This window comes from Gammaproteobacteria bacterium (genome assembly GCA_034522055.1).
In the GTDB taxonomy this organism is placed as follows: Bacteria; Pseudomonadota; Gammaproteobacteria; order JAABTG01; family JAABTG01; genus JAABTG01.
Window position 1 is genome coordinate 246,676 of sequence record JAXHLS010000002.1, and the last position, 22,792, is coordinate 269,467.

The window sequence follows — 22,792 nt, forward strand, 5'->3', positions numbered from 1 at the left end:
GGACCGGGCCGAGGTCATGCGCGGGTCCCGATCGCGCCCGCCGCCTCAGGGCTCCGGCGCCATGATACAGCGGTTGCGGCCCTGTTCCTTGGCCTCGTAGAGGGCCACATCCGCCCGCTTGACGCTCTCCATGTAGTCGGGGCCACAGAGATGGCGGGCGACGCCGAAGCTGGCCGTCAGGGGCACCGTGACATCATCCCGGGTGGTGAAGCGATGCTCCGCCACCTGGATACGCAGGCGCTCGGCGAGGTCCGCAGCCTGCTCCGCGTTCGCCCCCGCCAGCAACAGCAGAAACTCCTCGCCGCCGAAGCGGAACACGTAGTCGCCGGCCCGCACCCCGCCGAGCAACAGTTCCGCGAACTCCACCAGTATGCGGTCTCCGGCATCGTGGCCGTGGGTGTCATTCACCTCCTTGAAGTGGTCGATGTCCGTCACCACCACCGAGCTGGTGGCGTGGTACTTGAGGCAGACCTCGTTCTCGTGGCGGAACACGGTGGGCAGGTAGCGCCGGTTGAACACCCGGGTCAGGGGGTCCCGGGCACCCTCGTGATGCACCATGTGCTCGCTCATGAGGGACAACACCACGCCGGCCCCATGCACCGCCTCTTCCAGTTCGGCGAGGCGCTGCCGGTAGCCGCGATGCAGGCCGTTGCGACGCTCGCCGGCGGCCAGATGGAGTATGCCGTCGATGCGCTCCACCGCCTCCTTGAGACGCTCAATGTCGATGGACTCACCGAAGGTCAGAGCCGCCTTGTGGTTCAGCCACAGGTTGAAATCCGAGCGGCCGAGGGTGGGCAGGTCGTTGCCGTTCAGTTCCGCCTCCAGCCCCAGGATCCCCACTGCGCCGGCCAGCCAGTCGTAGAGCGCGGCGCGCTGCTGCTCGCACTCCAGGGCCAGGTTGTAGCCGCTGGTGTGCATGCGCAGGGACTGGGTGTTGCGGTCGTGGGCCACCAGGTCCTCGATGTAGGTCTCGTTCATCAGGGACACGACGGCATCCAGCAGTTCGTTCACCAGCAGCAGGTAGTCCATGAGTTGGGACTTGTCCGCCGCCGCCGCCGCCAACTCGCGGCCGATCTCCCGGCGCATCACCCGCATGCCCTCCACCTGGAGCTCCATGGGCAGATTGATCTGGGCGTGGACCTGGCCGATGCGCCGCTGGCGGGCGATGAAGTCCGTGAAGTCATGGCTGTGGCGGGGCCTGAAGAGGTCGTCCAGCCACGCCGTCTGGCTCGCGATGAGGCGCTGAGACACCATCTCGTGGTCCAGGAATACCGCGGCCTCGGGATTGCCGAGGAGTTCGGAATAGAACAGGTTGACGATCTGCCGGGCCCGGGGCCCGAGATGGCCGTGAATGACCTCCAGCCTGCGGTTGTTGGCCGCGGAGAAGAGTTCGCTCAGGTGTCTCTCGTTTTTGCCCATATGTCTCCTTTATTAGATTCAAGGCATTTTTGTTGTTGCGAGCCCTGCAGACGGGATCGGTGGCCCCGCATCAGCGGCGGTGGTGATAGTTAAGGACCGGCGCCCGCAGCGCGCCATTGCCTGTCCCGCCGCGGCCATCACGCCACCCGCGACAGCACCATGAACTGGTAGGGCTCCATGACGAGTTCCTGGGTAGCCGTCACCACCCGGCCCGCATAGAGGTCCACCATGGTCTTGCGCATCCCCATCTGGCGCAGGCGCCGCGCCTCCAGGCGCTGTTCCCGCTCGCTGAAGTTGGCGAGCACGAACACCACGTGCTGGTCGTTGCTCCTGAAGAAGGCGAACACGTGCTTGTTGCCGGTCTCGGTGAACTCGGTATCGGCGTAGGCGAAGGCGGCATTCTGGCTGCGCAGTTGGATGACCCGCAATAGGCCCTGGTAGACACGCCCGGGCACGGTCACCTCGTCGCGGCGCTGCTCCGCCCGCTCCCAGTCGAAGGTGGTGCGATGGAGCCAGCGCGAGTCCCCCTGCTTGGCCGCGTCGCGGCCGTAGTCATAGTCGTTGAGCATGGCGATCTCGTCGCCCAGGTAGATGAGGGGGATGCCGCCGATGGTGATGATGACGCCGTGGATCAGCAGAATCCGGCGCACCGCCAGTTCCGTCTCTTCCGCGTCACCCTCGGCCAGGGCCCGTTCCAGGCCCGCCAGGGAGGCCCCCATGCCCGACACCCGGGCGTCACCGGTGACGGGGTCCTCCTGGAAGGGCTCGCCGCGGGCGAAGCTGCCCTCGAACTGGCCGGTGAAGAAGCGGGTCAGGAAGCGCCGGTGCTCGCCGGGCTTGAAGCCCACCGCCGCCACGTCATCGTCGGCGAAGGCCCAGCCGATGTCATCGTGGCAGCGCACGTAGTTGACCCAGCCGCAACCCTCGGCGATGGCGAAGCGGCGCGCCATGGCGTAGTAGAGCAGGCGGGCGTCGCGGGTGGCCAAAGCGTCCCACAGCAGGGCCATGAGCTGGGGGTTGTAGGACAACTGGCACTCCTCGATGCCGATGTACTTGTTCACCTCGTCCGGGTGCACGATGGCCTCGGACTTGAACACCATGGCCGGCGCCGCGATGCTGGCGATGGCGTTGAAGGCCTGGATGATCTGGTGGGCCTCGGGCAGGTTCTGGCTGTTGGTGCCGAGGCGCTTCCAGATGAAGGCCACGGCGTCCAGGCGCAGGATCTCGATGCCCTGGTTGGCCAGGAACAGCATCTCCTCGATCATGCTCGCGAACACCGCGGGGTTCTCGTAGTTGAGGTCCCACTGATAGGTGTGGAAGGTGGTCCATACCCATTTCTTGATGCGCGTGCGATAGGTGAAGGCCCCCGGATGGTCATCGGTGAACACCTCGGGCATGCTGCGCTCGTAGGCGTCGGGCATCTCCCGGTTGGGGAACATGCGGTAGTAGGCCTGGTATTCGCGGCTTCCCGCCAGGGCCCGGGTGGCCCACTCGTGCTCGTCGGAGGTGTGATTGAAGATGAAATCCAGGCACAGCGAGATGCCGTGGTGGCGCAGCTCCGTGGCCAGGGCGGCGAGGTCCTCCATGGTGCCGAGCTCCGGATCCACCTCGCGGTAGCTGGAGACGGCGTAGCCGCCGTCGTTGTCGTCCGCCGGCACCTTGAACACGGGCATGAGGTGGAGGTAGGTGATGCCCATCTCCGTGAGGTAGGGCAGGCGCTCCCGCAGGCCCTTGAGGTCGCCGGCGAACAGGTCCACGTAGCACATGGCCCCCACCATGCGGTTGGACTGGTACCAGTGGGGGTCGGCCTCGCGCATGGCGTCCAGGGCCTTGAGCTCGCCGGGGCGGGCCAGCCACATCTCGGTGGCCGCGGCCAGGATGGCCTCCAAATGGTAGAAGAAATCGTAGTTCCTGCCATAAAGGGCATGGAGATGACCGAACAGGCGCGGAAAATGGCGGCGCACACGGTCCACGTAGGCGTCCCATTCCGCGGCGTCGGTCTGGTCCTTGAAACGGGCCTCGATGCGGGGCAGCAGCCGCCTCAGGGACACGGCCCCATGCTCGTCCAGCCACTGCTGTTCTGTCTTCAACACGATCTCCGGAAACAAAGGGGGGGACACCACCGCCATGGCGGTGACGTATTGGGGCAATCAATCGCTTATATAAGCTATCAAGAGTGGCGCGCCATGTGCAAAGCCGTCGCACCCCGTGGCCGGGGATGACCGCGGCGCATCCAGCCGGCAGTGAACCGCGGCCGCAGGTTCAGGCGCGCCGCCCGAGGCCGCATAGGCGCGGCGCCACGCGAGGTGATCGAGGCGACAGTGGGTGGGCATGAGGGCCTCCACCTGCAGGCCGCACAGCTCCCCGGCGCCGTAGCCGAACACCGCCTCGCAATGCCGGTTGGCCAGCAGGATTCCGCCCTCAGGGCCCACCAGCAGCGTCGCCTCGGGCGCCTCCTCGAAGAGCTCCAGGGCCTGGATGGTGGCGCTGTCGTTCCGGCAGTTCACGGCGGGCTCACTCCATCATGCCGTGGCGCAGGGCGAGATGCACCAGCTCCACGGTGGTCTGGACACCAAGCTTGTGCTTGATGCCACTGACGTTGTTGGAGACGGTCTTGGACGACACGTGGAGGCGCTCGGCGATGCCCTGGGTGGAATGCCCCGCCACCAGCAGCTGAAAGACGGCGAACTCGCGCTCGCCGAGGGTGCACAGGGGGTTTCCGGCACCGGCGGCGGTATGGGCGAAGAAGGCCTGGGCGATGTCCGGGCCGAGGTAGCGCCGGCCCTCGCAGACCTCCTCCAGGGCCTGCCCCAGCAGCGTGCCGTCACTGGACTTGGTGAGATAGCCCAGGGCCCCGGCCTCGAAGGCGCGCTGGGCGAACAGGGCGTTGTCGTGGACGCTGAGCATGAGGACCCTGGCCCGCTCATCCCGGGCACAGATGCGCCGCGTGGCATCGATGCCGCTCATGCCCGGCAGGGAGATGTCCATCACCACCACGTCCGGCTCCAGGGTGGGATAGAGCCGGCACGCCTCCTCGCCCCGGGCGGCCTCCCCCACCACCCGGGCATATCCTTCATGCTCCAGCAGGCAGCGGATGCCGGCGCGCACCACGGCGTGGTCATCCACCAGCAGGACCGTCATGGTCTGCCGGCGGGTCATGGTACGGCGGGCTTCATGATGTGCCGAGGCGGGCCGTCACCCGGACACCGCCCGCCCGGCCCCGGGCGATCTCGAGTTCGCCGCCGCAGGCCCCCATGCGCTCGCTCATGGTCATCAGGCCGAGCCCCCCATCCCGGACAGGGGACGGCAGGCCGCGACCGTCGTCCTCCACCACGAGGGTGAAGGGCCCCGCAGCGTCTCCGTCGTGGCAGAGTTGTCGCCCCGTCATGCTGACCCAGACCCGCTCCGCCCCGGCATGGCGTGACACGTTGGTGAGGCTCTCCTGCAGCACCCGGAAGAAGGCGATGTTCTGGGACCAGTCGAGGGCATCGAAGACCCCCGTGATGCACAGGTCGCAGTGGACCCCCGGATGCCTTGCCGCCCACTCCCGGACGGTCTCGGTGATGGCGTCCCGCAGTCCCAGGCGATCCAGGGTGACGGGCCGCAACTGGCGGGTGATAGAGCGCACCCGGGTGATGGTGTCCCGGGCCAGGCCGGCGATGGCGCGCGCGATGCCCTCGGCCTCGGGGTCCACCGCGGCGATGCGGGCACGAACGAACTCCGCAGGGGACAGGCAACGATTCAGAATCCCAGTTCCGCCAGCAGATCGTCCACATCGTCCTGGCCGCTGACCACGTCGCCCCGGGCCATGGAGGGGATGACCGGTCCTTCGGCGGCGATGGCATCCGCCGCGGCCGGTGGTACGCCCTGCCGCGGTCGTCCATCTCCCTGCCCCACCGTCACCACCAGTTCCACCAGCCGTTGTTCCACCTCCTGAACGATGTCCGTGACGCGCCTGATGATCTGGCCCGTGAGGTCCTGGAAGCCCTGGGCCATCTGCACCTCCGAGAACTTCACGCGCAACAGATCGGAGGCCATGGCCGCATCACCCAGGAATTCGCGCAGTTCGCCGGCCATGCCGTTGAGGGGCTGGCCCGGGGGCTCCCGATCCCACTCCCGGGCCAGCAGCCGGGCGCGTTCCCCCAGCATCTCGGCCATGGGAACACTCACGTCCATGGCGTCCAGGGTGTCGGTGGCGGCCCGTTCCGTGAGGGTGTTGACATAGTCCAACCGCTCCTTGGCCTCGGGCATGGTCTCCGCGGAGATGGCGGACAGATCCTCGCCCACGCGCAGGCTGTCGAGGGCGTCGTGGAGTTCCCGGGTGAGTTCCCCGAGGCGCTGGTACAGGGTGGACTCACCCAGCCGGGTCAGCTCGGCGAGGGCGTGCTCCGTCTCCCCGGCATCGTCTGCCTCGATGGACGCCACCAGCCGGCGGGCCAGGGGCAGCAGGGTGTCGTGGTCACTGAGAGCCTGGTTCATAGGGTTTCGTTTCCCGTTGTCTCACGCCACCTTCTCGAGGACCTTCTCGATCTTCTGCCGGAAGGTCTGGGCGTTGAAGGGTTTGACGATATAGCCGTTCACCCCGGCCTTGGCGGCCTCGATGATCTGCTCCTTCTTGGCCTCGGCGGTGACCATAAGCACCGGCAGGTTCTTCAGTTTGTCGTCGCTGCGGATGTTCCGCAGCAGCTCGATGCCGGGCATGTTGGGCATGTTCCAGTCCGAGATGACGAAATCGAAGCTGTCCGCCTTCAGCATCGGCAGGGCCGTGGCCCCATCGTCGGCCTCGGCGGTGTTGGTGAAGCCGATATCGGCCAGCAGGTTGCGAACGATGCGACGCATGGTCTGAAAATCGTCCACCACGAGTATCTTGATGTTGGTATCCATGGTGCCTCCTGTCATCGTGTCATGACGCATTCCCGGAAACCTTAACCTCCGGAAACCTCGCCGGGTCTGTGTTGCGATAAAACGCCTCAGTTCTTGATGGCGGCGACGATGCCGGTGAGGCTCCCGGCGATGTCCTGCAACGGCAGCACATGGTCGGCGGCGCCCCGTTTGACCGCCTCCCCCGGCATCCCCCAGACCACGCTGGTGTGCTCGTCCTGGGCCAGGGTCGGGGCACCGGCTTCCTGCATCTCCTTGAGGCCCCGGGCGCCGTCGTCCCCCATGCCCGTGAGCAGCACGCCCACGGCATTGGGCCCCAGGTTCTGGGCCACCGAGCGGAACATCACGTCCACCGAGGGCTTGTGGCGGTTGACCCGCGGCCCGTCGTGGAGCCTGATGATGAACCGCGCGCCGTCCCGCTCCACCACCAGGTGGCGGTCGCCGGGGGCGATGTAGGCATGGCCCGGCAGGATCTGCTGGCCGTCCTCGGCCTCGCATACCGCGAGGGCGGAGTTGTCGTTCATGCGGCGGGCGAAGGGGCCGCTGAAGGCCGCCGGGATGTGCTGGGTGATCACCATCCCCGGCATGGCGGGGTCGAGCCGGCACAACACCTCGCGAATGGCCTCGGTGCCGCCGGTGGAGGCGCCCAGGGCGATGAGCTTGTCCGTGGTCCTGAAGCGCGCGACGCCGTTGGTCTGGGGCAGCACGGCGTCTGCCGTCTGCTTCTGCTCCACCATGCGCCGCCGCATCTGGGTCATCTCCATGGCCCGCAGCTCCACGCCCGCCGCCCCCTTGATCTTCTCGCGGATGTCCTCGCCATAGCCCTCGAAGGAGTGAGCGAGATCCATCTTCGGCTTGGTCACGAAGTCGATGGCGCCGAGTTCCAGGGCCTGGAGGGTCACGTCGGCCCCCTGATCCGTGAGGGACGAGACCATGACGACCGGCATGGGCCGCAGGCGCATGAGGTTGCGCAGGAAGGTGATGCCGTCCATGCGGGGCATTTCCACGTCCAGGGTCAGCACGTCCGGCTTGAGTTCCTTGATCTTCTCGCGGGCCACGTAGGGGTCCTGGGCGGCCCCCACCACCTCGATGTCGGGGTCCTCGTTCAGCATGGACGTGATCAGCTTCCTCACCAGGGCCGAATCGTCCACGACCAGCACACGTATCTTCTTGTTGGCTCTTACAGCTGTCGCAGTCACCGGTTGTCTCCTGAATCGATGCGCATTGGTTTATGGGCTGCCACGACTCAGGTACCGGCCGCCCGGCGCAGGGCCGGTGACTCCTCGAGTTCGTGCATGTACTCCTCTTCCCGTCGAATGATGGTGTCGTTGTGCATGGTCTTCAGCTTCCTGACGTAGGCGGCACCGGTGCGCGGGAAATACACCACCTTGCGGGGATAGATGTCCCCCAGGTCGCTGCCCCGCACGGGGATACGGTGTTGCTCCAGGTACTGCACCACGAACTCCATGTTCTTGCGCCCCACGTCGGTCATCTGGCTCAGGACCCGGCCGCCGCCGAACACCTTGGCCTCGAGGTTCTGCCTCAGGGCCCCGGCCCGCACCACGTCCGCGATGAGGCGATCCATGGCATGGTTGCCGTAACGGGTCTCGAACACGGGGCTGGCCGGGGTCGACTGGCTGCCCTGCAGACCCAGCAGTGGCAGCATGAAGTGGTTCATGCCACCGATGCCCGACTCCGCATCCCGGATGCAGGCCGACACGCAGGAGCCCAGCACCGTGGTTATGAGCTCCTCGTTGCGGGTGACGTAGTATTCGCCCGGCAGGATCTTGGCGGCCGGGGACATGCGCCCCCGGTCCCAGTAGCGGTTGATGTGTTCGAACTCGGGTATAGCCAGGGGAATATCCATGTTCTTGTCCTTGCTGGGGGCGCCGTGACTCAGGCGCTGACCTGGTAGACCGTCTTGCCGAGCAGATCGAATCGGGTACTGACGTTATGCAGGGTCTCCGAGTGGCCGAGGAACAGATACCCCCGGGGATTGATAACGTTGGCGAAGCGCTCGAACAGCACCCGCTGGGTGTCCTTGTCGAAGTAGATGACCACGTTGCGGCAGAGGATGAGGTCGAAAGGCCCCTTGAAGGGCCAGTCGTGCATGAGATTCAGCTTGTTGAAGGTAATCATGTCCCGCAGCTCGTCCCGCATCCTCACCAGGCCCCGCTGCCCGCCACCGCCCTTCATCATCCACCGGCGCTTGCGTTCCAGGGTCACTCCTTCCACCCGCTCCAGGGGATAGACAGCGGCGGCCGCGCGCTCCACCACGCTGGAATCCAGATCAGTGGCCAGGATGCGCACGTCCCAGTCGGCGGGCAGCTGCTCGGCCACCACCATGGCGATGGAATAGGGCTCCTCCCCGGTGGAGCAGCCGGCGGACCAGATACGCAGCCGGCGACTCACGCGGTTGGCCTCCATGAGGGCCGGCAGGGCCTGCCCGGCCATGAACTCGAAGTGGTGGTTCTCACGAAAGAAGGACGTCAGGTTGGTGGTGATGGCGTTGATGAACTCACCGAACTCGGTGTCGTCCTGAGTATCCGTAAGCAGGGCGCAGTAGTCCCGAAAGCTGGTCATGCCGTGGTGACGCAGGCGCCGCGACAGGCGGCCATAGACCAGATCCTGCTTGGCATCCGACAGGGCGATGCCCGAATGCTCGTGGACAATCTTCTTGATGTAACGGAAGTCCTTGTCGGAAAAATTGAATTCCCGTGTCCCGCGCTCCACCGTCGTGGCCTGCATGTTCATGGTTCTTGTTCTCGTTGGTTGGCAAAACGCTGCTATTGGGCCCTGTCGTCTTCCGTGCCGATGCCGGCCAGGGATGTCCGGTCGTCGGCGTTCCTCAGGGTTCAGGCATCTTCGAGGGCCAGCATGGATTCCAGACCCAGGGTCCGGGCATCCTCCCTGAGCGCCGCCGAGGCGCCGTGCCAACCCGCGAACACGTTGTCCCGCTCGGCGGTCTTGAAAAACGCCGCCAGCAGTTGCAGGCCAGCGGTATCGCACAGGCTCACGCCATCGCCTTCCAGCAGGACGATCTCCTCCTCCGCCAGCATGGCGGCGAGGCGCACCTTGAGTTCGGGCACCGCTTCGCGGGTGAGCTGAGCGGGCAGCCTGACGGGGGTGCTGGCGAAGATGCCGCTCTCCTGTGCCGCTCCCGCCGCGCCTTCCGCGGCGCCGAGGGTCGTCTCCTGTGCCGGCTCCGGGGTTCCGGGGCTTTCCCCGTCTCCATCCAGGGCCCCGGCATCCAGGGCTACGGTCGTTGGCGCCGTGGCGGCATCGCCATCGCCGCCGGCATCGGCGGCCATCTCGTCGATCCAGTCGAAGGGGTCATCCTTTATCAGGTCTTGTTCGGACATGTTCCTGCCTCTGTCAGGGGGTCACGGCGGCGAGAAAGTTGCGTGCCAGCAACCGGTAGTCCTCGGCGCCTTCGCTGCTCTCCCGGTACTCGAAGATGCTCTTGCCCTGGGTGGGGCACTCGGCCAGGGTCTCCGATTCCCGGATGGGCGGTTCCAGCACCCGTGCCGGGAAGCGCTCCATCACCCGCCTCCTCACCTCCAGGGCGAGGCGCCGATCATGATGAAAACGGGTGAAGGTGAACCAGGCCCGGATGCGGCGGTCGAAGGCCTCTTCGAGGCGTTTCAGCATCTTCAGGAAACGGCCGAGCCCCTGCACCGTGAGGTAATCGCCCACCACGGGTATGAGCACCTCGTCGGCGGCCAGCAGGGCGTTCACCGCCAGCAGGCCGGAAGACGGCGGGCAGTCGATGATGATGTAGTCATAGTCCTTGGACACGCCGGCCAGGGCGCGCTGCAACAACTTCGCGCGGTTGGGATCGCCATGCTTCGCGTGCTCCACCCGGGCCAGTCGCGGCCCCGTACCCACCAGCATGATGTTGGGCCGCACCTCGCGGCCCACCGGGGCCATCGCGGCGTCCTCCAGCAACACGCGGTCCACGCCGGGCGCCGCCGCGTCTCCCCCCAGGGCCACCGTCAGGTGACCCTGGGGATCGAGGTCGATGGCCAGCACCCGATACCCTTCATGGGCGATGGCATGGGCCAGGTTGACGCAGGTGGTGGTCTTACCCACGCCGCCCTTCTGGTTGATTACCGCGATGGTGCACACGTCGGCTCAGCCCCTGGTGGATTGCCGCGATTGCCGGATGGAGCCATCAAAACTCCTCCCATTCCCCGCCCTCCGCCACCGCTGCGGGGCGGGGGGCCGGCCGGCGGGCCGGTGCCTGCTGGGGCCGCTGCGGCCGTGTCCCCTGACCGCGCTCCTTGGGGGCGGGGGCGGCCGGGCGCCGCGGCGCGGCCTCGCGACCACCGCCGGTGTCCACCTTGAAGAAGCTCATGAGCTCCTTGAGCCCGCCCGCCTGCTCATCCAGGGACTCGCTGGCGGCCGCCGCCTGCTCCACCAGGGCGGCGTTCTGCTGGGTCACCTCGTCCATCTGGGCCACCGCCTTGTTCACCTGCTCGATGCCGGTGGACTGCTCCTCGCTGGCGGCGGCGATCTCGGCGATGATGTCGCTCACCTTCTTCACCGAGGCAACGATCTCCTCCAGGGTCTTGCCGGACTCGTCGACCAGTTGGCTGCCCTCACCCACCTTCTCTACGCTGTCCTTGATGAGGGCCTTGATCTCCTTGGCGGCATTGGCGCTGCGCTGGGCCAGATTGCGCACCTCGGTGGCCACCACCGCGAAGCCGCGGCCCTGCTCGCCGGCCCGCGCCGCCTCCACCGCCGCGTTGAGGGCCAGCAGATTGGTCTGGAAGGCGATCTCGTCGATGACGCTGATGATGTCGGAGATCTTCTTGCTGCTGCCGGTGATCTCGCCCATGGCCGCCACCACCTTGTCCATCACCTCGCCGCCGCGCTCGGCGTTGTCCCGGGCTCCCACGGCCAGTTGATCGGCATGGCGGGCGTTGTCGGCGTTCTGGCGCACCGTCCCCGTGAGCTCCTCCATGCTGGAGGCGGTTTCTTCCAGGGAGGCCGCCTGTTCCTCGGTGCGCTGGCTGAGGTCGGTGTTGCCCTGGGCGATCTCCCCCGCGGCGGAGGCGATGTTGGAACTGGAGTCGTTGATCTCCGTCACCATGTTGCGCAGGTTGACGATGGAACCGTTCACGGCATCACGCATCACCGCAAACTCGCCATGGAACTCACCGTTCATGGTCTCGTTGAGGTCACCCTCGGCCAGACGTTCGAGGACCGACACGCTCTCCTTGATGGGGGCCACCACCGTATCCATCATGTCGTTGATGCCATTGGCCAGGGTGGCCATGAACCCCGAGTACTTGGCGGCATCGATGCGCTGGTCCAGTTCGCCCCGGGTGGCGGCATCGATGAGTTCCTGGATCTGGCGTTCGCCATCCTTCTGCTCGGTGATGTCCTTCCACTCCACCATGTTGCCCCGGTAGTTGCCCTGGACATCGCGAATCATGGTGGCGTTCAGTTCGAACTCCAGGTCGGCCACCTTGATCTGGGTAGTGAAGGGCATGCGCCCGGGATCCTTCAGGAGGCCACGCTGATGGGCCGCGTTCTTGTGGAAGATGTCGATGTTCTTGCCCACGAGGTCCCGTGCGACGAAGCCCGGGAAACGCTCCCGCAGCACCGCTTCCCGCTTGGCCAGCATGTTCACCACCGCCGGGTTGACATAGCTGATGTTGAGATCCTCATCGCACAGCATGAGGTTGGAAGTGGAGCCGTCGATGGCCGCCTGGAGGCGCGCCACCTCCTGCTCGCGGCTGCGCAACTCGGTGACGTCCTGCCACTCCATGGTGCTGCCGACATAATCACCATCGAGATTACGGATGGCGGTGACATTGATGCTGAAGATGAGAGGCCCCACCTTGATGTCCGTGGCATAGGGCAGGTTAGCGGGGTTGGCCAGCAGCTGGCGCTGGTGGGCCGGATTGGCGTGGAAGCGGTCGATGTTGGTACCCACGATGTCACGGGCACTGAAACCCGGATAGGTCTGGCGCAACACCGCCTCGTTGCGGGACAGCAGATCGACGGTGGCCTGATTGGCATAGGTGATGTTGAGGTCCCGATCGATCATCATCATCGCCGTCTGGGCGCCGTCCACCGCGCCCTGGAGGCGCGCCGCCCGGGTGGCCTGTTCATACTCATCGGTGGCATCCCGCCACTGCACGATGTAGCCGATGCGATTGCCCCGGCCGTCCGTAAGCACCCGCGTCTCGTGGGCGAAACGGAAATGCCCCGGGGTGATCTCCCCGGTGCGCTTGTCGCCCGGCCTCATGTTCTGAAGGATGCCCTTGATGGCACCGGGATCGCGGTGGTAGCGATGGATGCTGCCCCCCACCACCGCATCCGCGGAAAAATTCGGCAGGTACTGCCGCAGTTGAGGCTCGAGGCCCCGCAGGGTCTCACGCGCCCGCTCGTTGACCATGACGATGTTCTCGTCCACATCCGCGATCATCACGTTCAGGGGGAGTTTCTCGATGATGTCCTTATAGACTTCGAAACTGTCGATGGCACCCGTGCCGTGATCCACCTCTTCAATCCGCTGTGCACTCATATCCACTGCCGTATCTCCTCGGTTCATTTCGTTGCCAAGCATGGTGTTCGCTACATGGGTGAGGGCCCGGTCCCACGCCCCACCGAGTTCTTCCGTCCACTGATCCCCCGCCATCTCCGGCAGGACCTTCAGCAGGACATCCTTTACCGCCGTGTAGTGCTCGGGCTGCACGCCATAGCCCCGGTGTTTGTTGCCGAGTTCCGCCAGCGCATCGTGCAGGGCCTCGGGCTTGCGGATGTTGCGCACCACCAGGGCCAGGGCGGCCAGCAGCTTCTTGCGCTGCTCCACCATGTCGGTGTCGGCGAACATCCCCCGCACCTGCGGATAGTCGGTGAACAAACGGTCATAGAACCGCTCCACCAACTCCTCGGCCTGGCCCGCAACGGCCGCGAAGCTGTGCTCGATGAGAGCGGCATCGTCTGCTCCGTGGTGCCCCTCGGTCGCGTACTCGCGTTCCATTACATTCATGTCTTCACCTCTGGTCAGGGCCACTCCGGCGGTGGCATGGGGTCGTTGTTGCGGACTGTCCGGGTCGCGGGCTCAGCCCCGCCAGGCCGTCCCGGCAAGCAGTTCGATCCACAGGGGCGGGGGCACCAACGGCTTGCGTCCGCCGGACCTCCGTGGTGGCCGCACGGCCACCTTCAGGGGCCCGGGCCGCACCGCCACTGCCTTTGTCCTGATGCGAGTCGTCATGGCCATTGCTCCGTCAGGTGATCGCCTTGAGCACACCCACTTCCACCAGTCGTTCGATGTCCAGGAGGATGATCATCTTGTCACTGACCGTGGCCAGGCCGCGCACGAACTCGGTGTCGAAGGCCCCGCCGAAGTCCGGTGCCGGATTCAGGCTCGCGGCATCGATGTCGTAGACGTCGCACACCGCATCCACCACCACGCCCACGGTCTTTTGCGACTTGGCGCCCTTGACCTGCAGCACCACCACCACGGTGGTGGGCCCGTAGGGCTGCTTTTCCAGATTGAAGCGCTCGCGCAAGTCGATGATGGGGATGATGGTGCCGCGGAGGTTGATCACACCCTTGATGTAACTGGGCACGTTGGGAATGGGCGTCGCAGCGCCCCATCCCATGATCTCCCGCACACTGAGGATATCCACACCGTACTCCTCATCGGCGAGACTGAAGGTCAGGTACTGGTTGGCGCCGAGAGCCAGGTCCACCTGGCCGCTGATCTGTTCCGCATTCATGGAATTCATGCCACTGCCTCGATGGTTCGGTCTTCGGTTTTTCCGCTGTCCTGTTGCTCGCCCCGGTTCTGGCAGATCTTCACCAGCCCGGAGATATCAAGGATGAGGGCGACACTGCCGTCGCCGAGAATGGTGGCGCCCGAGATACCGGATACGCGTTTGAAATTGCTCTCGAGGCTCTTGATCACGACCTGTTGCTGCCCCAGCAGGTCATCCACCATGAGCCCGAGCCGGCCGTCGTTGGATTCCACGATGACCAGCAGACCCTTCTTGAGATCGGCGTTGGCCGCATCCACACCGAAGATGCTGTGCAGCCGGGCCACCGGCACGTAGTTGTCACGCAGCCGGTAGAGTTCGAAGTCGGCGCCGATGGATTTGATCTGGCCGGGATTGACCAGCAGGGACTCGACGATGGATATCAGGGGAATGACATAGATCTGTTCCCCCACCCGGATGAGCTGGCCATCCAGGATGGCGAGGGTGAGGGGCAGCCGGATGGTGAAGGTGCTGCCCTCGCCGGGCACGGTCTTCACGTCCACCGTGCCGTTGAGGTCATTGATATTGCGGCGCACCACGTCCATGCCGACGCCTCTTCCGGAGACGTCGCTGACCTGGGCGGCGGTGGAAAAGCCGGGTTGGAATATGAGGTCCGCGACCTGTTCGTCGCTCAGCTCGTCCTGGGCCGACACGATGCCCTTTTCGATGGCCTTGTCGAGGATGCGCCGGGTATTGAGGCCGGCACCGTCGTCGCTCACCTCGATGACGATATTGCCGCCCTGGTGGCTGGCCTTGAGGCGCAGCACGCCCGTGGGGTCCTTGCCCTTGGCGCGGCGCTCCTCTGCCGATTCGATGCCGTGATCGAGAGAGTTGCGCACCAGGTGGACCAGGGGGTCGCCGATCTTCTCCAGCACCGTCTTGTCCAGTTCGGTATGCTCGCCCACCAGTTCCAGCCGCACCGACTTGCCGAGCCCCTGGCTGAGATCACGCACCAGCCGCGGGAATCTGCTGAAAGAGGCCTTGATGGGCATCATGCGGATGCGCATGACGCTCTCCTGCAACTCGCGGGTGTTGCGCTCCAGTTGGGCCAGCCCGTCCTTCAAGCGCTCGAACTGGACCAGCTCGAACTCCTCGTTGAACTGGCCCAGCATGGACTGGGTGATCACCAGTTCGCCCACCATGTTGATCAAGGTATCCACCTTGTCGGTGCTGACGCGGATGGAACTCGATTCCCTGGTCGCCGGCGCACCGTTGTCAGCGCCGCTGGCCACTGCGGCGGGGGCCGGCGCCGTGGGGGCCGGCGCCGCGGACTCCGGCGCCGCACCCGGCATGGCCACGACGTTGTCAGGCGCGGGCGCCACGGGGCGGGCCGTGGTGCCCGCCTCGTGTTCACTCTCGATAGTCAGTTCGCAGCTGTCCTTGACCCACGCGAAGACCTCCTCCAGTTCCCGCCGGCCCGGCCCGTCCTTGAGGATGATCTCCCAGCACAGATAGGCCCCCGCCGGATCGAAGTCTTCGAGGGGCGGGACGTGGGCGGCATCCACGCTGACCTCCGCCTCTCCCAGGGAAGCCAGTTCGCGCATGATGCGCAGGGGGTCGTGGCCTTCGGCGTACATGGCCGCAGTGGGGCCGAAACGAATCCGCCAATCACCACGCGCGGATTCCCCGGCGGCCTCGACCACCTCGACCGCGTCGCCCGCCGGAAGCGCGGCGGGCATAGCCCCGGGGGCAACCGCCAGGCGGGCCTCCAGACGCGCGCGCATGTCTTCCGCCTCGGCGCAATCCACAGGGTTGCCGCTACGCGGGGCGTCGATCATGGCACTCACACAGTCCGTGGCCTTCAACAACAGGTCCACGTCCTCACGGCCGGCCTGCCGATCCCCGGCACGCATCTCGTCCAGCATGGTCTCCATGACGTGAGTCAGGTTGGTGATCTCGGTGAACCCGAACATGCCGCTGCCGCCCTTGATGGAATGGGCGGCCCTGAAGATATCGTTGATCTGGCCCTCATCCTGATTGCCCTCGACCAGGGCGAGCAGTCCGCTTTCCAGCAGTTCCAGGCCCTCGGCGGCCTCCTCGAAGAAGGCCTCGTGAAATTGCGATAGATCGGATGTCACTGTTGCACTCCCGTGTTGAAGGACCCGTCGGGACCGAACTGGTCCCACGGCAGGGGCCGGGCGATGTAATAGCCCTGCAGCTCGTCGCAGCGGCGCTGGCTGAAGAAGTCGAACTGCTCCCGTTTCTCCACCCCTTCCGCCGTGACCTTGATGCCCAGGGTGTTGCCGATGGACAGGATGACGTCGCACAGCTCCTCGTCATTGCCGGGAGTACCGATGTCCTGGACGAACACCTTGTCTATCTTCAGGCGGTCCACATGGAACTGCTTGAGATAGCCCAGTGAGGAATAGCCGGTGCCGAAGTCGTCGATGGCGATATGCATACCCAAAGACTTGAGGGCCTCGATGATGGTCTGGGACTGCCTGCTGTTCTCCATCAGCTGGCTCTCCGTGACCTCGATCTCCACCTGCTCCGGCGGGAAACCCTCTACATTCACGATGTCCTGCATCAGGTGCACGACGCCGCCGGTGCGGAACTGCTTGCTGGAGATGTTCACGGCCACCTCGTAGGGAAATCGGGCTTGAAGCGACCAGTCCCTGACCTGGCGAACGGCGCGCCGAATGACGTGCTCCGCGAGGCTGTCGATCATGCCGGCATCCTCGGCGATGGGGATGAAGACGTTGGGCCCTATCCAGCCGTGCTCCGGATGGTGCCAGCGGGCCAGGGCCTCGAAACCGCTGACCCGACCCCTGACGAGATTGAGTTTGGGCTGGTAGAAGACATCGATGAGCCCGCCCTCGATGGCCAACCGCAGGTCCTTCTCGAGAGCCAGGCGATTCCGGAAGGTGGTGCTCATCTCCCGGCGATAGAGGGAATAGCCGTTCTTGCCCATGCCCTTGGCGTCGTACAGGGCCACGTCCGCGTACTGGAACAGGGATTCGAAGTCCTCGCCGTCCTTGGGATAGAAGGAGATACCGATGCTCGCGGTGAGGCCGATCTCGTGATCGCCGCTGGTGATGGGACTCTGCAGCTGGGTGAGGATCTTGCCGGCGATGGCCTCGGTACGCGCGACGTCCGTGAGATCCGGCAACACGATCACGAACTCGTCGCCGCCGAGACGGCACACCACGTCGCTCTGGCGCACCGCCGCCTGCAGGCGGTTGGCGACGATACGCAGGATCTCGTCGCCGAAGGAATGTCCCAGTTCGTCGTTGACGCGCTTGAAGTTGTCGATGTCCACGAACAGCAGCGCGGAGCCGGAATTCACCTCCCCCAGCAACTCGTTGACCCGTTGCTTGAGGTAGGCCCGGTTGGGCAGGCCGGTGAGGGTGTCATGGAAGGCGAGATTCTGCAGGCGTTTCTGCATGCCCTTCTCGTTGGTGATGTCGGTGAACATCCCCACGTAATGGGTGACCTCGCCCTGCGCGTTCCTGATGGCATCGATGCGCAGGTGTTCCGGGTAGATCTCGCCGTTCTTGCGGCGGTTCCAGATTTCGCCCGACCAGCTGCCCTGGTCCAGCAGGGACTGCCACAGGGTCTCGTAGAACAGGCGGTCGTGGATGCCGGAGGAGAGCTTCCTGGGGTTCTCCCCCATCACCTCGTAGAAGTCATAACCGGTGGTGCGGGTGAAGGCCGGGTTCACAGCAACGATGGACATTCTCCTGTCCACCAGCATCATGGCGATCTGGGAGACACGGAATATCTCGCAGGAGATGCGGTCGCCGAGGGCCTGACACATGGCTTGTTCGAAAAAGTTGTTCATAACCGTCTGTAGTCCATCCGTGAGCCGTTGGTCTGACCTCGCCTGTTTCATACCCTTGCTCCCGTAACCCGTGCGCGGAATGGTCCGCCGGTGACCCGCATCCATTCCCTCGTGGGGCGGAATACAGGACACCGATGCCGCCGGGGCACTTTGTGTGCGCTCACGACCGGCGCCGAAGGGCGCCAAGGATCGCGGCGGACGCACCGACGCCTGGCATTGCGGGTTTAGGGCTTGGCGCTCGTGAAAGGCGCCGGAACAGGAAGGGCATCCGTTGCGGTGACCGGCCGGTGACATCCTGTCGGGGCCCTGACGCCGGCGGGGGAATGGCCGGCGTTACCGAGGTTAACGTCCCTGGCGAGGATTCCTTTAGGCGCCCCCGACAGCCACGGCGGCGGTCAAGGGGAAGAACTCATCGCTCCGGCGACACCCTGCGCAGGGAAAGCTATTTTATTGTTTCCATTAATTATTTTAGCCCGTGGGGCATTCGACGGTGGCACGGGGAAAATGTCAAAGGGCGCGGGAAAACGGCCGGTAAACGCCGGGAATTTTTCCCGGGATCACCGGTGGAAGGTCACAGGGCGGTACGGGAGGGAGTAATGGGCGGCGTCACGGGAGCATCCGCCCGGGGGTCAGGATTCCTTGAATTCGTCGAAAAACCGGTTGTCCTGCTCGGTGGCCGAGAGGATCTCGAGGGCCAGCACATGGAGCTTCTTGCGGTCGCGCCGGGCCACCGCCCGCATCGCCTCCAGGGCCTTGGGCATGGACACGCGGTGGCGCTCCATGAGCACACCCACGGCGGCATTGATCTGCTTGTTCTTGTCCATGGCGCCCTTGATGCCGGCCACCTCCTGCCCGCGCACCGCCGCGGTCTCGATGACCGGGATGAGCCGTGCGACGTCGATGGGCTTGATGACGTAACCGAAGGCTCCGGTACCGATGGCCGATTCCACCAGTTCCCGTTCGTCATAGGCGGTGAGAAAGACCACGGGGACCTGGAACTCCTCGAACAGCCTCCTCGACAGCTCGATGCCGCTCATACCCGGCATATGGATATCGAGCACCGCCACATCGGGCCTTTCCGTACTCACGGCCTGGTAGGCGGATTCCGCGTCCCGGGCCTCCACCACCTGGTAACCCGCCTGTCGAAGGCCCATGCTGAGGGTCGCCAGTACCACGCCATCATCGTCGGCGATGAGTAGTTTCTTGGTCATTATTCGTCGCCTGAATCCATTACTCTGCAGGACAAAATACCCATATATTATACGGGGAAACGGGTGTATTTTCGAAGCCGAAAGAGCGAACTGCCGGACGATTTCATATCGCCTCTGTTCAGGCACATTGCCAGATGCATTCCATGCAAAGCAATAAACGGACGTCACGCTAACCCACCGCAAGGCCGGCGGGTGGTGGGCATTCAGGCGGCTACGGGCGCCGAGAGTCTCAGGGCCGCCACCACCCGGCCTGCGTGCTCGGAAATGCCGAGAGTGGCCGTCTTGTGGGGCAGCATGGACCTGACCAACTCGAGCCCCGTACCCAGGCCATGCCCGTTCTGGAGGTCGAATCCGGCAGGCAGGGTACCGCTGTTCGCCACTTCGACGTAAGTCCCTGCAGCGTCGCACCTGACGGTGACGTCGATCCCGCGACCATCGCCGAAAGCACCATGCTTCTGGGCGTTGCGAATGAGTTCGTTGATGATGAGGGCGACGGCCACCCCCGTATCGCCCCTCACCTTGGCCCAGGCACCACCATCCGGACCGGCCTCCACCCGGGTCTCGATGGACATCGCGCCCCCGCCACGCGCCGTCTCGACGATGGCCTCCACCAGCTCCAGGAGATCGAGGTCGGTGCGCGAGGCCCTGCCTTGCAAGCCATGGACGATGGCGATGGCATTCACCTGGGCGCAGGCCTCCCTGAGGATATCGGCGAGTTCCGGATGCATGTAGGCGTGGCGGGCCAGCAACCCGGACACCCCCTGGAGGCTGTTCTTGATGCGGTGATGCACCTCCCGCACCAGCATGTCCCGCTGCGCCTCGGCCTCCGCTATCCGTTGCTCCTGGTGGCGGATACGCTCGCTGGCGTCCTCCATCACCACCATGAGATGGCTGATCTCGTCCCCTTCGTCACGCATGGGAGACAGACTCAGGTGGTTCATGAAGGCGGTACCGTCCCGCCGATACTGGCGCAGCACCACATGACGGGATTCCCCGGCGACAATCGCCGTCTTCAAATCCGCCAGGCCGTCCTGGCCCGACTCTTCACCATCGAGGATACGGCAACTGCGGTTGAGGACGGCATCCGCCGAGTATCCGGTCAGGTGCTCGAAGGCGGGATTGACGTAGACGATGGACATATCCCCTCCGGCCTCGGCGATCATGACGCCGTGACCCACCGCCTCGAGGGCTTTCCCGCACAGATCCAATTGCGGGAACCTACTGGCACCGTGAACGCCTTCGCGGTCACCCGCTCCATGGCTGGAACTCATATCAGCCCCTCAAACATCCGCGCCGGCATCACCACCCTGCCGTCGCAACTGCAGGCGCTCCGCGGCCACCCCCCGCGCCTGGAGAAGCGGCGTCACGGCGCCGGTGAATTCCTCTGCACCGGCCACGTAGACCTCACAGGTATCGATGTCCTCCACCCGCCCGAGGGCCTCGTCCATGGCCTGCCTGCTCTCGCCGCCATCCAGGGGCGCGGCCATCACCACGGGCTCGTAGGCGAAATTCTCCAGCGCATCGGACCACGCCCGGCACAGGTTGTCCATGTAACGACCCTCCGGATCTGACGTAATCCAGATGAGATGAAAACGCTCCGCATCGTCCGCCGAGATGGCGTTTTCGATGAAGCCCTTGAGGGCCGAGAAGCCCTTTTCATGGATGATGAACAGCATCGGGCTGGTCTCCCCCCGATCCTCCAGGGCGTCCCCCTCGGGGCCCGTCACCACCACGCGCGCGCCCGGCTCCAGATCATGGTCGAAGAGTTCCCGGGCCAGGGCCGAGGCACTACCCCGGTGAACGTGGAACTCAAGGTTCTGACTGTCGCAGGGACAGCATGCCAGGGGCAGCCGGCCCCGCGCCTCCGAGGGCAGTTCGAGGGTGGCGGATTGGCCCGACAGAAAACGCAGGCGCTGGGTGGCCGGCGTACGCAGATGCAGCACCACGAGGTCTTCCCGGGGCCGGTCCAGCCGGCGGACGGCGGTATCGATGCTCTGGGGGGAGATATCCTCCTCCCCCTTGGCCTCATCGGCCTCGATCATCACGTCCGTCACCGCGGTGTAGGAGCACATGAGCACGTAGCCCATCTCCCGCTCCCGCTCGCTCAACTCGTATTCGTGATCTCGCACCTTGAGCACCCGCCCCGTCACCACCCGGGCCTTGCACGAACCACAGCTGCCGCTGGTGCAGCCGTACTTGAGGGCCAGCCCCGAGCGCAGGCCGGCATCCAGTATGGATACGTTGCCCTCCACGAAGAAATCATGGCCGCTGGGTATCACCTCCACCTGGGCCGCCAGCATGCGCAGGAAGGTGTCCTTGGCCAGCAGGGCGGCGTTGCGCCTGGGTTCCCGGGGGCGTGCGGCCACCTGTTCCTCCAGCCAGCGGAACAGTTCCCGAACCCGCCCGCCCTGCTCTTCGCCCATCGCCTGTTCCAAATCCGCCAGCCGCCCCGTCAATGACTCCACCAGCTCGCCGTAGCCGGCCAGCTCGGCACGCGCCGCCGTGAGTTCGTGGGACAGGATGTTCACTCGCTGCGCCAGCACCTCGGCCGAGGGCAGTTCGTACTTGGGCTCCTTCTCCGGGGTGGCGGCGGACTTGATGCGATTGACCCGCTCCAGGGTGGAATCATCCTCCAGCCTGGCCTCGGGGAAGGCCCGCAACAGGTCCGACACCCTGACCTTGCCCTCGAAGGTGTCGAGCTCGTCGCGACGGATGCGTTGTTGCAACTCGCCCCGGGTAATACCCACCAGGCGCGCCGCGCGGGACAGGGTCAACAGATCCGTCATGAATGCTCCAGGGCCGATAATATTAAAGTGAAAGTCGCGAAGCACGATCTCCCCCTCGCCCTCTGGTACAAATCCGTCGGGAACGGATTTGAACGCGCCTTGGCGCGGCCCGCAGGGCGAAGGGCGAAGGGCAGGATGCCCGGAGTATAGGGATGGGCTGAGGGAACGAGCATGGTGATAGGTGCTCTTTTTTTCATCATCTCGAGCGGCGCGTATAGCCCTGAAAGTCAGGGCTATTCTAATCCCCCCGGCCAGGCAAGGACATAGCACAGCCCGCCACCGCCACCGGCGGGACGCAAAAGCAGGTCCCGCCAGAGACGGTCCGTCAGGGCTGCCAGCTGCGCCCGGCGAAGGCCTCGTCCAGCTCCGTGCCGGCGATATGGTTGGTGTAGTTGGACAGGGTCTTCAGGCCCACCCCCAGCACCACCTCCAACAGCTGTTCCCTGTTGAAGCCGGCGCCCAGGAACTCCTCCACTTCCGTATCCTTGAGCCAGCCCCGCTGCTCCACCATGCGACGGGTGACGGTGCGCAGGGCCTCCAGGCGGGGATCCGGTATGGGCCGGTCGTCGCGGATGGCGTCGGTGACCTCGTTGGGCACCTTCTGCATGTCCGCCAGGGCACTGTGCACGCCCACGCAATAGATGCACTCGTTGATGCGGCTGGTGGTGATGAGCACCACCTGCTGCTCCGCGGCGGACAGGGACGAGTTACCGAACACCGCCGTCAGGGTCCAGTAGCCCTCCAGCAGCGCGGGGGCCTCGGCCATCTTGGCCAGCAGGTTGGGCAGCATGCCGTAGGCCTTTTCCGCCTGCTCCAGCAGGGGCTTGGCGGCTGCGGGGGCGGTGCTGTGATCGTGATAGGGAAAGTCGGTCATGGTGGCTCCTTCTAGTTGCCAGAGAGATGGGGATGAGGCGCCAGGGCCCCGGTAATGGACCATTC

General features: G+C 65.3%; 21 protein-coding genes. All 21 read right to left on the reverse strand.

The annotated features are described in order from the left end of the window. Positions 1 to 45: 45 nt before the first annotated feature. On the reverse strand, positions 46 to 1,419 hold the full coding sequence (locus U5S82_01270; protein ID MDZ7750298.1) for a GGDEF domain-containing protein: 1,374 nt from the start codon (positions 1,417 to 1,419) through the stop codon (positions 46 to 48). 137 nt (positions 1,420 to 1,556) lie between these two features. Beyond that, positions 1,557 to 3,509, reverse strand: coding sequence for an amylosucrase (locus U5S82_01275; protein MDZ7750299.1), 1,953 nt, complete (start codon positions 3,507 to 3,509; stop codon positions 1,557 to 1,559). A gap of 60 nt (positions 3,510 to 3,569) precedes the next feature. Continuing rightward, the gene (locus U5S82_01280) at positions 3,570 to 3,926 is read right to left on the reverse strand and encodes a PAS domain S-box protein (protein MDZ7750300.1); all 357 of its coding nucleotides are present in this window, start codon (positions 3,924 to 3,926) and stop codon (positions 3,570 to 3,572) included. Positions 3,927 to 3,933: 7 nt separating this feature from the next. Continuing rightward, positions 3,934 to 4,578 carry a response regulator transcription factor gene (locus tag U5S82_01285; protein ID MDZ7750301.1) on the reverse strand — a complete coding sequence of 215 codons (645 nt, stop codon included), beginning with the start codon at positions 4,576 to 4,578 and terminating at the stop codon, positions 3,934 to 3,936. 13 nt (positions 4,579 to 4,591) lie between these two features. Beyond that, positions 4,592 to 5,113: a hypothetical protein gene (locus U5S82_01290; protein ID MDZ7750302.1), complete on the reverse strand. Its 522-nt coding sequence runs from the start codon at positions 5,111 to 5,113 to the stop codon at positions 4,592 to 4,594. Between the two features lie 47 nt (positions 5,114 to 5,160). After that, entirely contained in the window at positions 5,161 to 5,898 is a 738-nt protein-coding gene (locus U5S82_01295) for a protein phosphatase CheZ (GenBank protein ID MDZ7750303.1), read from the reverse strand. Between the two features lie 21 nt (positions 5,899 to 5,919). Then, on the reverse strand, positions 5,920 to 6,303 hold the full coding sequence (locus U5S82_01300; GenBank protein MDZ7750304.1) for a chemotaxis response regulator CheY: 384 nt from the start codon (positions 6,301 to 6,303) through the stop codon (positions 5,920 to 5,922). A gap of 86 nt (positions 6,304 to 6,389) precedes the next feature. Then, a complete protein-coding gene (locus tag U5S82_01305) occupies positions 6,390 to 7,499 on the reverse strand; it encodes a chemotaxis response regulator protein-glutamate methylesterase (protein MDZ7750305.1) in 1,110 nt (369 codons plus the stop codon). A gap of 47 nt (positions 7,500 to 7,546) precedes the next feature. Further along, positions 7,547 to 8,167 carry a chemoreceptor glutamine deamidase CheD gene (gene cheD / locus U5S82_01310; protein ID MDZ7750306.1) on the reverse strand — a complete coding sequence of 207 codons (621 nt, stop codon included), beginning with the start codon at positions 8,165 to 8,167 and terminating at the stop codon, positions 7,547 to 7,549. Positions 8,168 to 8,196: 29 nt separating this feature from the next. Further along, the gene (locus tag U5S82_01315; GenBank protein ID MDZ7750307.1) at positions 8,197 to 9,054 is read right to left on the reverse strand and encodes a protein-glutamate O-methyltransferase; all 858 of its coding nucleotides are present in this window, start codon (positions 9,052 to 9,054) and stop codon (positions 8,197 to 8,199) included. 101 nt (positions 9,055 to 9,155) lie between these two features. Further along, a complete protein-coding gene (locus U5S82_01320; protein ID MDZ7750308.1) occupies positions 9,156 to 9,662 on the reverse strand; it encodes an STAS domain-containing protein in 507 nt (168 codons plus the stop codon). A 13-nt stretch (positions 9,663 to 9,675) separates the two neighbouring features. Further along, complete coding sequence (locus U5S82_01325; GenBank protein MDZ7750309.1) at positions 9,676 to 10,428, reverse strand: ParA family protein; 753 nt, start codon at positions 10,426 to 10,428, stop codon at positions 9,676 to 9,678. A gap of 46 nt (positions 10,429 to 10,474) precedes the next feature. After that, on the reverse strand, positions 10,475 to 13,306 hold the full coding sequence (locus tag U5S82_01330; GenBank protein MDZ7750310.1) for a methyl-accepting chemotaxis protein: 2,832 nt from the start codon (positions 13,304 to 13,306) through the stop codon (positions 10,475 to 10,477). A 72-nt stretch (positions 13,307 to 13,378) separates the two neighbouring features. Further along, positions 13,379 to 13,531, reverse strand: a complete 153-nt coding sequence (locus tag U5S82_01335) for a hypothetical protein (protein ID MDZ7750311.1) — start codon at positions 13,529 to 13,531, stop codon at positions 13,379 to 13,381. Positions 13,532 to 13,544: 13 nt separating this feature from the next. Continuing rightward, positions 13,545 to 14,039, reverse strand: coding sequence for a chemotaxis protein CheW (locus U5S82_01340; protein ID MDZ7750312.1), 495 nt, complete (start codon positions 14,037 to 14,039; stop codon positions 13,545 to 13,547). A gap of 5 nt (positions 14,040 to 14,044) precedes the next feature. Beyond that, a complete protein-coding gene (locus U5S82_01345; protein MDZ7750313.1) occupies positions 14,045 to 16,153 on the reverse strand; it encodes a chemotaxis protein CheA in 2,109 nt (702 codons plus the stop codon). After that, on the reverse strand, positions 16,150 to 17,856 hold the full coding sequence (locus tag U5S82_01350; GenBank protein MDZ7750314.1) for an EAL domain-containing protein: 1,707 nt from the start codon (positions 17,854 to 17,856) through the stop codon (positions 16,150 to 16,152). The genes U5S82_01345 and U5S82_01350 overlap by 4 nt, the downstream gene beginning before the upstream one ends. 629 nt (positions 17,857 to 18,485) lie before the next feature. Further along, a complete protein-coding gene (locus U5S82_01355; GenBank protein ID MDZ7750315.1) occupies positions 18,486 to 19,067 on the reverse strand; it encodes a response regulator in 582 nt (193 codons plus the stop codon). A gap of 203 nt (positions 19,068 to 19,270) precedes the next feature. After that, complete coding sequence (locus tag U5S82_01360; protein ID MDZ7750316.1) at positions 19,271 to 20,275, reverse strand: PAS domain-containing protein; 1,005 nt, start codon at positions 20,273 to 20,275, stop codon at positions 19,271 to 19,273. A gap of 72 nt (positions 20,276 to 20,347) precedes the next feature. After that, the gene (locus U5S82_01365; protein ID MDZ7750317.1) at positions 20,348 to 21,853 is read right to left on the reverse strand and encodes a 2Fe-2S iron-sulfur cluster-binding protein; all 1,506 of its coding nucleotides are present in this window, start codon (positions 21,851 to 21,853) and stop codon (positions 20,348 to 20,350) included. A gap of 325 nt (positions 21,854 to 22,178) precedes the next feature. Next, positions 22,179 to 22,727, reverse strand: a complete 549-nt coding sequence (locus tag U5S82_01370) for a carboxymuconolactone decarboxylase family protein (protein MDZ7750318.1) — start codon at positions 22,725 to 22,727, stop codon at positions 22,179 to 22,181. Positions 22,728 to 22,792 lie beyond the last annotated feature (65 nt).

Excerpts from the sequence above, each read along its gene's own strand:
- U5S82_01330 (MDZ7750310.1), bottom strand. The coding sequence starts at position 13,306 with ATGAATGTAATGGAACGCGAGTACGCGACCGAGGGGCACCACGGAGCA.
- U5S82_01365 (MDZ7750317.1), bottom strand. The coding sequence starts at position 21,853 with ATGACGGATCTGTTGACCCTGTCCCGCGCGGCGCGCCTGGTGGGTATT.
- cheD (MDZ7750306.1), bottom strand. The coding sequence starts at position 8,167 with ATGGATATTCCCCTGGCTATACCCGAGTTCGAACACATCAACCGCTAC.
- U5S82_01340 (MDZ7750312.1), bottom strand. The coding sequence starts at position 14,039 with ATGAATGCGGAACAGATCAGCGGCCAGGTGGACCTGGCTCTCGGCGCC.
- U5S82_01270 (MDZ7750298.1), bottom strand. The coding sequence starts at position 1,419 with ATGGGCAAAAACGAGAGACACCTGAGCGAACTCTTCTCCGCGGCCAAC.
- U5S82_01355 (MDZ7750315.1), bottom strand. The coding sequence starts at position 19,067 with ATGACCAAGAAACTACTCATCGCCGACGATGATGGCGTGGTACTGGCG.
- U5S82_01315 (MDZ7750307.1), bottom strand. The coding sequence starts at position 9,054 with ATGAACATGCAGGCCACGACGGTGGAGCGCGGGACACGGGAATTCAAT.
- U5S82_01295 (MDZ7750303.1), bottom strand. The coding sequence starts at position 5,898 with ATGAACCAGGCTCTCAGTGACCACGACACCCTGCTGCCCCTGGCCCGC.
- U5S82_01335 (MDZ7750311.1), bottom strand. The coding sequence starts at position 13,531 with ATGACGACTCGCATCAGGACAAAGGCAGTGGCGGTGCGGCCCGGGCCC.
- U5S82_01370 (MDZ7750318.1), bottom strand. The coding sequence starts at position 22,727 with ATGACCGACTTTCCCTATCACGATCACAGCACCGCCCCCGCAGCCGCC.
- U5S82_01300 (MDZ7750304.1), bottom strand. The coding sequence starts at position 6,303 with ATGGATACCAACATCAAGATACTCGTGGTGGACGATTTTCAGACCATG.
- U5S82_01285 (MDZ7750301.1), bottom strand. The coding sequence starts at position 4,578 with ATGACCCGCCGGCAGACCATGACGGTCCTGCTGGTGGATGACCACGCC.
- U5S82_01320 (MDZ7750308.1), bottom strand. The coding sequence starts at position 9,662 with ATGTCCGAACAAGACCTGATAAAGGATGACCCCTTCGACTGGATCGAC.
- U5S82_01350 (MDZ7750314.1), bottom strand. The coding sequence starts at position 17,856 with ATGAACAACTTTTTCGAACAAGCCATGTGTCAGGCCCTCGGCGACCGC.